The organism is Mesorhizobium sp. M6A.T.Cr.TU.014.01.1.1 (genome assembly GCF_004022765.1).
GTDB lineage: Bacteria > Pseudomonadota > Alphaproteobacteria > Rhizobiales > Rhizobiaceae > Mesorhizobium > Mesorhizobium mediterraneum.
Map to the genome: position 1 here is coordinate 226,569 of NZ_RZPG01000009.1, position 7,558 is coordinate 234,126.

Below are 7,558 nucleotides of genomic sequence, written 5' to 3' on the forward strand. Positions count from 1 at the left end.
TTTGGCGAGGACGATGCGAAGCACCAGTTGGGAGGCTGGGTCCGGTCGGAGCGGGGAGGGCTCGCGGCCCATCAGGATTTGGAGGTCACAATGGCTGGCACAGTGAAGCGCGACTACAGCCTGGTCGGCGAGAGCACACGCGGGGCGATCGAGACAGGGCTGGCTTCGGCCGAATGGTATCACACCGACGTCTCCCGCAAGGCAATCAAGGAGTTGATGCAACGGTCGGATGGCCCGGCGATCCGCGACACGATCATCTGGATCGTCGCTATCCTGGGCTCGGCGGCCGGTGGCGTCTATTTCTGGGGCACCTGGTGGTGTGTGCCGTTCTTCTTCGTCTACGGCGTGCTGTACGGCTCCTCCAGCGACTCGCGCTGGCATGAATGCGGCCATGGCACTGCCTTCCGCACGCGCTGGATGAATGATGTGGTCTACCAGATCGCCAGCTTCATGCTGATGCGCAATCCCGTGACCTGGCGCTGGAGCCATGCCAGACACCACACCGATACCATCATCGTCGGACGCGATGCCGAGATCGCCGTGATGCGCCCGCCGGACCTTTTGCGCGCAGCGCTCGCCTTCACCGGTATCCTCGATTTTCGCTATTCGCTTCCGGCGCTGGTGCGCCAAGCGTTCGGCAGGCTCACGCCCGACGAGAAAAGCTACGTTCCCGAGATGGAGCAGCACAAGGCCGTCATCGCTGCGCGCTGGCATGTCGCCATCTACATCGCCACGATTGCGCTCGCCGTCACTATGCGGTCGTGGCTGCCGTTGGTGCTCATCGGCGTGCCGCGCCTCTACGGCACCTGGCACATGGTGCTGACCGGCCTGCTGCAGCACATCGGCCTGGCCGACAATGTGATCGACCACCGGCTCAACACCCGTACCGTATACATGAATCCAATCAGCCGCTTCATCTACTGGAACATGAACTACCATGTGGAGCATCACATGTTCCCGATGGTGCCCTATCATGCGCTGCCCAGGCTGCATGAGTTGATCAAGCACGATTTGCCGGAGCCGAACCCGTCGATGTGGCATGCCTATCGCGAGGTTTGGCCGGTCCTCCTCAGGCAGCTCAGATATGAGGATTATTTCCTCAAGCGTGAGCTGCCGCCGACGGCGCGGCCCTATCGTGGCGAGTTCCACGAGGTGAACATGTCAGCGGCGGCGGAATAGGCACTGCACACCCGCCGCATTACAGAAAATTCAGGAGAAGTAGAGATGGCCGATTGGGTCGAAGCGTGCGCCGTGGACGATGTCGAAGAAGAGGATGTCATCCGCTTCGACCATGGCGGCCGCACCTTCGCGATCTACCGTTCCCCTGACGACGAATTCTTCGCCACCGACGGGTTTTGCACGCATGAGAAGGCCCATCTGGCCGACGGGCTTGTCATGGACGACATCATCGAATGCCCCAAGCACAATGGCCGCTTCAATTACAAGACCGGCCAGGCCAAGGGGGCTCCCGTCTGCGTCAATCTTGTGACCTACCCGGTCAAGGTCGAGGCCGGTAAGGTGATGATCCAGATCGCCTGACCGGCCTTCCATTCACGCAACAAAGGGACCAAACTCGATGAGCCGTAAAAGACCCACGATCGCCGATCTGCGCGCCATGAAGGGCAAGCGGCAACTGACCATGCTGCGCGTGTTGACGATGGATGAGGCCGAGGCCGCCGAAAGGGCTGGGATCGATATCGTCTCGGTGCCGCCGGAGCTGGTGCTCAACCCGCAATACCGCGATGCCGCACCCAGCCTGTTCACCATGCCGGGCGACAATTTCTACGAGATCGGCACAGCCGACGATTTCGTGCGCTGGGCGTTCCGGCTCTACAAGGCGAGCGCCGACGCGGTCTATTGCAGCGCTGGTTATGCCACCGTCAAACGGCTGGCCGATGACAATATACCGGTGATCGGCCATGTCGGACTCATTCCATCCCGCGCGACCTGGACCGGTGGCTTCAAGGCCGTCGGCAAGACCGCCGACAGCGCCATGCAGATTTTCGAGGCAGTCAAGCAGTATGAGGCCGCAGGTGCTGTCGGCGCCGAGATCGAAGTGGTGCCGGTCGAGGTGGCCAAGGCGATTTCGGAACGGACGTCGCTGATCATGCTGTCGATGGGAGCGGGCACCGGCTGCGACGCGCAGTATCTGTTCGCCGACGACATCCTTGGCCAGAACCGCGGCCACATGCCCCGCCATTCCAAGGTCTACCGCAATTTCGCCGCTGAATATGACCGCCTGCAGGCGGAACGCATCGCCGCTTTTTCCGAATATGTCGCCGACGTGAACAGCTTGGCCTATCCCGAAGACAAGCATGTGGTGCATATGGACCCGGACCAACTCGGTCTGTTCATGAAAAGGGTCGACGGCGCGTGAAACCTGACGGCAATGCTGCAACTGGCGATATGAAGCCGGTTCATATTCTCACTCTTTCGTGTGAAGACCGGCCGGGGGTCGTTGCCGCCGTCACCACCGAGCTTGCCGCGAACGGCGCCAACATCGCCGAAAGCAGCCAGTTCTGGGACCGGCAGAGCAATCGCTTTTTCATGCGGATCGCCTTCACCAGCCCGGCAGGCTCGACGAAGGACGATCTGGAGCGAGCCCTGAAATCGTCCGTCGACCGGTTCGGGATGAAGACCGCGCTGTTCGATCAGGCTCGTCGCCCGAAGATCATCGTCATGGTTTCGAAGTTCGACCATGCGCTTCTCCATCTGCTTTACCAGATCAGGGTCGGCTGGCTGAATGCACAGGTCGCCGCCGTCGTCTCCAATCATGAAGACGCCCGGCGCTTCGCCGAGATGGAAGGCATCCCCTACCACCATTGGCCCACGACCAGGGAAAACAAGGCCGAACAGGAGCAGAAGCTGCTGGACCTGGTGCAGGAGACGGGGTCCGAGCTCGTCGTCCTGGCGCGCTACATGCAGGTGTTTTCGAAGGGACTATCCGACCGGCTTTACGGGCGGGCGATCAACATCCACCATTCCTTCCTGCCAAGCTTCAAGGGCGCAAAGCCGTATCACCAGGCCTTCGACCGCGGCGTCAAGCTGATCGGCGCGACAGCGCATTACGTGACATCCGATCTCGACGAAGGCCCGATCATTGAACAGGAAACCGAGCGCGTCACCCATGCGATGAGCGCGGAGGATTTCGTGGCCGTCGGCCGCGACATTGAAAGCCGCGTGCTGGCGCGGGCCGTCAAATTGCATCTTGAGGCCCGCGTCATGCTCAACGGCCACAAGACAATCGTCTTTTGACGAGCGGTCGTTCGGCGCTACGCCTGCCACGATCCACTGGTGAGCGCTGCGTAAATCGCCTCGGCATCGATACCTTGGGGCCTGTCCTCGTTGAGCGGCAGGACGAGCGTGCGGACTGCCGCATGAATCGCGGCGGTCGCTGGCGCCAGGTTCAGCCCGTTGCGCAGGTCTACGGCCTGTGCGGCGGCCATCAGCTCGAAGGCGATCAGCCGCTGCCACAGCACGATCATCTCGGCGCATTTGGAGACGGCCAGCGGTGCTTGCGTCGCATGGTCCTCGACGCCTTCCGAGACCGAGAGGAAATCGAGCATCACCGGATTGGCCTTGTGGCGGATGGCGACGAGGATCGCGCTCACCGTCTTTTGCAGCGGCACGAAACCGGCCGAAGCACCGCCGACCGGCGACAGATATTTGGGCAGGCCGTTGCGGCCTGAACTGGTGAGTTGGACGAAGCGAGCAGCACAGGCAGCCGCACATTGAGCGATGGCGAGGCCAAGCGTCTCGAAGGCCAGTGACAGCGACGGGGTGTGGAAATTGCCGGTCGACAGCACCATGTCGTCATCGCCCAGTACCAGCGGGTTGTCGGCGGCGGCGTTGAGCTCGATCTCGACGGCTTGCCTGGCCTGATCGATTGCCTGCAACAGTGCGCCATGGATCGATGGCATGCAGCGGATCGACAGCGGGTCCTGCAAGGTCGTCGGCATCGGCGCCTTGTCGCGGGCCAGCAGATCGCGCAAGCCTTGCGCGGCCCGCTGCTGGCCAGCGGCCGGTCGCGCCGCCTGCAAGCGCGGATCGAGGATCGTCTGGTTGGCGCCGATGCCTTCCATGGTCAACGCGCCCGCCTGCTGTTGTTGTGCGAAGGCGGACAGTGCGTCGGCCACCGCCAGCGCGCCGCTGCCGGCGGACACCGCCAAGGCGCTTATCAGCGACAGCCCGTCCTTGGGGGCGAGGCTGGCGGGGGCGAGGCGCGCCATTGCCAGCGCCTTGGCCGCCGGCACGCGCCGGCCCTGAAAGTCGGCTTCGCCGTCGCCGGTCAGCATGCGGCCAAGCGTTGCCATCAGCACAAGGTCGCTGTCGCCGATCGAGCCCAGCGACGGCATCACGGGATGCACGCCGGCATTGAGCGCGTCGATGAGTGCGACGAAAACCTCCGATGAAATGCCTGAACCGCCGGCCGAAAACATCGCCGCGCGGGCAAGCATCGTCGCCCGCACGATGTCTTGCGGCAGCGCGTCACCCACCGCACCACTACGCCCTTCCAGCAATTGGCGCTGGAAGGCGCTGGCGTCGCCGCTGACCGACGTGCCGAGATTGGCGCCGAGCCCGGTGTTGAGCCCGTAGATCTGCTGGCCGGAGGCGGCGGCGCGGTCGAGCACTTTTCGCGCTCTGTCCAGCCTCTCGCGGACGACAGACGCCACCTCGACCTTGCGTCCGTCGCGGGCAACCGCCGCGACATCCTCGACCCTGACGTCGGCCCCGGTGAGGATGAGCGCACTCATGCGAAGCGCAGCCGCTGGCCGATGCCTTGTGCCTGCGCCTTGGCCAGCATCGCCTTGCCCAGCGCGATGTCGGAGAGCGACAGGCCGCGATGCCAGAACAGGATCGTCTCGTCGTCGCTCTCACGCCCCGGCTTGAGGCCGGCGGCGATCTGGCCAAGCTCGGCGTACAGCGTCTGTTCGCTCAGACGTCCGGTCTCGACGTGGGCGCGCAGCGAGCCGAATTTGCCGTCCTTGCACTGGCCCCAGTCGTCGACGACGATCTTGGCCATGATGTCGGTCAGCGACAATTCCACCGCGCTCATCGTGCCGTAGGGCATCACCAGCGCGCCGGGCTTTATCCATTGCGTCCTCAGCAACGGCTGCGGTTCCAGCAGCCGCGAGGCCTCGACGACGATGTCGGCTCCTTCGACGCAAGCGCGCCAGTCGGTGACCGCCGTGACCTTCTTGCCGAGATCGGCGGATAGCTTTGCGGCAAAGCCGTCGCGGCTTTCGGGCCGGCGCGAATGAACGCGGATCTCGTCGAAATCGAAGAGATGGTCGAGCAGGCGCACGTTCCAGTACGCGGTGCCGCGCGCGCCGACATGGCCGAGGATCTTCGATGTCTTTTTCGCCAGATGTTTTGCGCCGATGGCGGTGACGGCGCCGGTGCGCATATCGGTGATCACGGTGGCATCGAGGATGGCACGCGGCGTGCCGGTGCGCGGATCGAACAGGTTGAGGATGCCGAATTCCGACGGCAGGCCGTGCAGGTAATTGTCGACATAGTCGCCGACGATCTTGACGCCGGCCGCATCGAGCGGCGCGACGTAGCCGCGCAGGACGTTGAAATGGCCGTTGAAGGACGAGTCCGGCTCGAGATGGACGCGCGGCTCGATCACCGTCTGACCGTTGCCTTGCGCCACCAGGCCGGCCTCGACCGCTTCGATGATTTCCGCATCGGTCATATCAAGCGCTTCGATATCGAGGGCGTTGAGATAATCGATGTAGATGGGCTTCATGCGCACACAATTCCTAAGTCAGAAGAGGTTCGATGGCGAGGTTCAGTCATCGCATAACAGGTCGCGATACGACACGAAAGTTTGTTGGGCCATGTCTGGACGGCGCCGCCCAAATGCTGTTCAAACCGGTGCGTCATCGATTTGCCGGACAATTGCCTGGTTCCCAGTGGCACGGGAAAAACTCTCGTACAGTTCTGCGCATGACCGCCATTCCCGAAAACGAAGCCTTGCCCGAAAGCGCGACACAGGCGCGTCGCGTGGCGCTGATCGTCGCCGTTGCCTTCTTCATGCAGCTTCTGGATTCGACGATCATCTCGACATCGCTGCCGCAGATGGGAGAATCTTTCGGCGTGCCGGCGGTGGCGATGAGCATCGGCATCACCGTCTATATGCTGACCATGGCGGTGTTCGTGCCGCTGTCGGGCTGGCTCGCCGACCGCTTTGGCGCGCGCAACGTCTTCCTCGTGGCGATCGCGCTGTTCACGCTGGCCTCGATCGCCTGCGGCGTCTCGCAGAACCTGACCCAGTTCGTCGCCGCACGTGCCGTGCAGGGCCTGGGCAGTGCGCTGATGACGCCGGTCGGCCGTATCCTGGTGCTGCGCAACGCACCGAAGTCCGAGCTGCTCAACGCCACGGCGCTGATCACCTGGCCGGCGCTGTTCGCGCCGGTGGTCGGGCCGGTGCTCGGCGGCTTCATCACCACCTATCTGTCCTGGCACTGGAATTTCTTCATCAACATCCCGCTCGGCGTGGCCGGCCTGGCGCTGGTCGCCCGCTTCATTCCGGGCGACCGCGAGTCCGAGAGCAAACCGCTCGACTGGCCAGGTTTCTTTTTGACCTCTGTCGGGCTTGCTTGCCTGCTTTACGGTCTCGAACGCATCGCGCATGCGGAAGACGGCGCCTTGCCGACCGTAGTGCTGCTTGTCGCCGGCATCTTGGTCGGCTGGCTGGCGGTGCGGCATCTGGCGCGTGCAAAAAATCCGCTGCTCGATCTCACAGCGTTCAAGGTGCAGACTTTCGCCCTATCGACGCTGTCGGCCGGCACCATTTTCCGGATCGCCATCAACGCGACGCCGTTCCTGCTGCCGCTGCTGTTCCAGGTCGGCTTCGGGCTGAGCCCGGTGGATGCCGGCATGCTGATCCTCGCCTATTTCCTCGGCAATCTCGGCATGAAGACGGTGACGACGCCGACGCTGAGGCGCTTCGGTTTCCGTTCGGTTTTGATCATCAACGGCGTGATCGCATCCCTGTCGATCATGGCCTGCGCGGCGATCTCGCCGCAGACGCCGCAAGCGCTGGTGGTGGCGCTGATGCTGATTGCCGGACTGACGCGTTCGATGCAGTTCACCGCCCTCAACACGCTGGCCTTCGCCGACGTCGCCCTGTCGCAGCGCAGTTCGGCGGCGACGCTGTCCAGCATGCTGCAGCAGGTGGCGATGCTGTTCGGCGTGGCGGTCGCGGCGGCGCTGCTCAACCTGTCGCAGATCGCGAGAAGCGGTCCGGCGCTCGACCTTGTCGACTTCCGCCTCGCCTTCCTGGCGATCGGCGCAATCGGGCTCGCGGCCTCGTTCCGCTTCCTGGCGCTGCCGCCGGCCGCGGGCGCCGAGGTCTCGGGTCATCATCCGCAGAATTGATACCGGTGGCAGTTGTCCGTCCTGTGTCGGCGGAGGCGGGGAGCTTTTCCTTCTCCCCCTGTGAGACCTTTGCACAGAAGCCGAACGGTGATTCTGTGGTGAAGGTTGGAGCAGGGAGATTCGGGATGGCGGATCGTGTTTTGGGTCAGTTGAGTCTGGCGGACGGTCTGGC

The 7,558-nt window shown here is 63.5% G+C and carries 7 protein-coding genes; 5 read left to right on the top strand and 2 right to left on the bottom strand.

The window, feature by feature from the left end; translation table 11 throughout:
• Positions 1–90 precede the first annotated feature (90 nt).
• The 4 genes from EN885_RS13060 to purU are packed head-to-tail and all read left to right on the top strand — an operon-like array spanning position 91 to position 3,255.
• Positions 91–1,179, top strand: coding sequence for a fatty acid desaturase family protein (locus tag EN885_RS13060; protein ID WP_128243960.1), 1,089 nt, complete (start codon positions 91–93; stop codon positions 1,177–1,179).
• A gap of 45 nt (positions 1,180–1,224) precedes the next feature.
• Positions 1,225–1,539 (top strand): MocE family 2Fe-2S type ferredoxin, encoded by a 315-nt coding sequence (locus EN885_RS13065; protein WP_095482636.1) that lies wholly within the window; start codon positions 1,225–1,227, stop codon positions 1,537–1,539.
• A 37-nt stretch (positions 1,540–1,576) separates the two neighbouring features.
• Positions 1,577–2,377 (top strand): 3-methyl-2-oxobutanoate hydroxymethyltransferase, encoded by an 801-nt coding sequence (locus EN885_RS13070; protein WP_095482635.1) that lies wholly within the window; start codon positions 1,577–1,579, stop codon positions 2,375–2,377.
• 29 nt (positions 2,378–2,406) lie between these two features.
• Positions 2,407–3,255: a formyltetrahydrofolate deformylase gene (purU, locus tag EN885_RS13075; RefSeq protein ID WP_128243964.1), complete on the top strand. Its 849-nt coding sequence runs from the start codon at positions 2,407–2,409 to the stop codon at positions 3,253–3,255.
• Between the two features lie 17 nt (positions 3,256–3,272).
• Here purU and hutH read toward each other — a convergent pair whose 3' ends face one another.
• Positions 3,273–4,754: a histidine ammonia-lyase gene (hutH, locus tag EN885_RS13080; protein WP_128243961.1), complete on the bottom strand. Its 1,482-nt coding sequence runs from the start codon at positions 4,752–4,754 to the stop codon at positions 3,273–3,275.
• On the bottom strand, positions 4,751–5,752 hold the full coding sequence (locus EN885_RS13085; protein WP_128243962.1) for an ornithine cyclodeaminase family protein: 1,002 nt from the start codon (positions 5,750–5,752) through the stop codon (positions 4,751–4,753). The genes hutH and EN885_RS13085 overlap by 4 nt, the downstream gene beginning before the upstream one ends.
• Positions 5,753–5,952: 200 nt before the next feature.
• Here EN885_RS13085 and EN885_RS13090 point away from each other — a divergent pair, with 200 nt between their 5' ends.
• Entirely contained in the window at positions 5,953–7,386 is a 1,434-nt protein-coding gene (locus tag EN885_RS13090; protein ID WP_128243963.1) for a DHA2 family efflux MFS transporter permease subunit, read from the top strand.
• Positions 7,387–7,558 lie beyond the last annotated feature (172 nt).